This is a genomic window from Moorena sp. SIO3B2 (assembly GCF_010692525.1).
Lineage (GTDB): Bacteria > Cyanobacteriota > Cyanobacteriia > Cyanobacteriales > Coleofasciculaceae > Moorena > Moorena producens.
Genome location: NZ_JAAHHE010000659.1, coordinates 1 through 2,435, shown reverse-complemented (window position 1 = coordinate 2,435; position 2,435 = coordinate 1). Strand labels below are relative to the sequence as shown.

Genomic DNA, 2,435 nt, shown 5'->3' with positions numbered 1-2,435 from the left:
CTGATGATGAAGGGCGTACGCGGATTAATGCCATCCGGTTATTCCAAGAGTGGACTAAGCGCAGTGAGCAACAAGTGTTAGCAGCTCGTTCCCAGTTAAGTATCGGGATTAGTTCAGGAGATACTACTCTTAGTAGGGGTGGACCCGATAGCAATTTCTTCGTTTGGCGCGGTCAAGGCCAATGGGTAAGGCTACTGGCACCAAACACTATCTTATTAATCCGAGGAGATGTGCAACTAGCAGACCGAGGCTTGGTACCATTAGAACAGATAGGGATTGGCGGTTTAGAGAGTGTGCGGGGCTATCGCCAGGATTTGATTCTATCGGACAATGGTGCCTTTATCTCTGCGGAGCTGCGTCTGCCAATTATTCAGAATGATAGCGGAACTCTGGTACAGTTGACTCCTTTTCTTGATTTTGGTACTGGCTGGAATAGAGACGATGAAAATGATATTGATGATAACACGATCGCATCCCTTGGTCTAGGTTTGCGATGGCAGCAAGGAGATTTACTAGAGGCTAATATCGGCTGGGGCTTGCAGTTGGTGGATGTTGAAACTAGGGATAGAACGTTACAGGAAGATGGCTTCTACTTTTCGGTTATTTTTAGACCATTTTGATCAAGGAAATGAAAATTAACAATTAAAAATTAACAATTAAAAACTGCTATTAATATAGCGCTTATGATCATAGTGATCAGATGCAGTAATCGGGAGAAAAGACAATGGTCAAAAAAAGGATATATTATGATAGTCTAGCTAGAGCAAATCTAAAATATTTAGGGTTGAGGATAAGGAGGTGGATAAGGTTGCCTCTGATCGCTCTGTTAACAGCATTATTGTGCAATTTAGTTCCTCCGGTTTTAGCAACAGCCCCAAAAACGTTGAAAGTTGAAGGGTTGAAAGTTGAAGGGTTGAAAGTTGAAGGGTTGAAGGTTGAAGGGGATATTGCTCTTAAACCTGCTAACCTTAAACCTGATAACCTTGGCCTATTGGCCACGCTACGCGAACAACCTGATAACCTTGGCCTATTGGCCAAGCTACGCGAACAACCTGCTAACTTTAAAATTTCCACGTTACTTAAACAGGGGCAAGGTCTCTACGATTCAGGTAGATTTGCCGAAGCAGTAGATGTTTTAGAACAAGCTCTTGAGAGTAATCAAAGTAAGGGAGATCAGCTATCAGAAGCGATGGTGTTGAGTAATCTCTCGTTGGCTTATCAGCAATTGGGATTATGGAATCAAGCCAAGAATGCGATCGCTAATAGTGAAAAACTATTGCGCTCTATAAAATCCCCCGATTCGACAGCATACTTACAAGTGCTGGCTCAATCCCTAATGATAAAAGGAAGTATTGAGCTTGGTTCATCAGAAGCAAAAGCAGCAATGGAAAGTTGGGAGCAAGCTGCAGTAACTTATGGTGAATTAGGGGATGAAGCTGGTGAGATTCGCAGTCGGATTAATATAGCCCAAGCCTTACAAGACTTAGGGATGTATAAGCGGGCGTTGAATCTACTCAATCAGGTGGAGGAATCGTTAATTGCTCAATCTAACTCTTTGAATAAAGCGATATTGTTGCGATCGCTTGGGAATATGCGTCAATTAGTAGGACAGCTGAGCCAATCCCGGCAAACCTTAGAAAAAAGCTTACAGATTGCCCGAAGCTTATCATCGTCTCAAGAGATTAGCGCTACACTATTTAGTTTAGGGAATACAGCCCGGGCTCAGCTTAGCTCAGGGGATACAGCCGAGACTCAGCAAGAATTAGAAGAAGCTATTGACTACTATCAACAAGCATTCGATCAGTCTACGGATCAAATAACTAAGCTTGAAGCCCAATTAAATCAACTTAGCTTATTGATTGATAATAAAAGGATAAAGCAAGCCCAAGCACTAATCCCTCAAATCCTGCCCCAACTAGAATCCTTACCTCTGAGCCGCCGCAGTATCTATCTGAGGATTAATTTTGCTCAAAGCCTAATGAAGGATGAACTTAGAAGTATCAAGGATGAAGGAAATTTTGAGATTTCAGCCAAGAGACTTCAGCCTTCGGTTAAGATTGCGGTTGCTCCTTCTTATGAAATTGCTAAAATCCTAGCTACTGGGGCACAACAGGCTAAAGGATTAGGAGATAAGCGAGCTGAAGCTTATGCTATTGGTACTCTAGGTCAACTGTATGAGCAGAATCAGCAGTTGCCAGAGTCTCAAGACCTGACTCAACAAGCCTTAAAGTTAGCTCAGGAAGTCAATGCTCCGGATATTAGCTATCGCTGGCAATGGCAACTGGGACGTATTTCGACAGGGCTTGGGGAAGAGGAAAATGCGATCGCAGCTTACACAGAAGCTGTTAACACCCTCAAGTCTCTACGCAGTGACCTAGTAGCTGTTAACCAACAGGTCAGGTTTACATTTCGAGAGAGTGTAGAGCCAGTTTATC

The 2,435-nt window shown here is 43.1% G+C and carries 2 protein-coding genes; both read left to right on the top strand.

The window, feature by feature from the left end; all coding sequences use genetic code 11:
• Positions 1–620: ShlB/FhaC/HecB family hemolysin secretion/activation protein (locus F6K38_RS39450; protein WP_287360355.1), on the top strand; the 620-nt coding region annotated here is incomplete at its 5' end.
• Between the two features lie 188 nt (positions 621–808).
• Positions 809–2,435, top strand: a 1,627-nt coding sequence (locus tag F6K38_RS39445; protein WP_287360354.1) for a tetratricopeptide repeat protein, incomplete at its 3' end; no start/stop codon positions are given.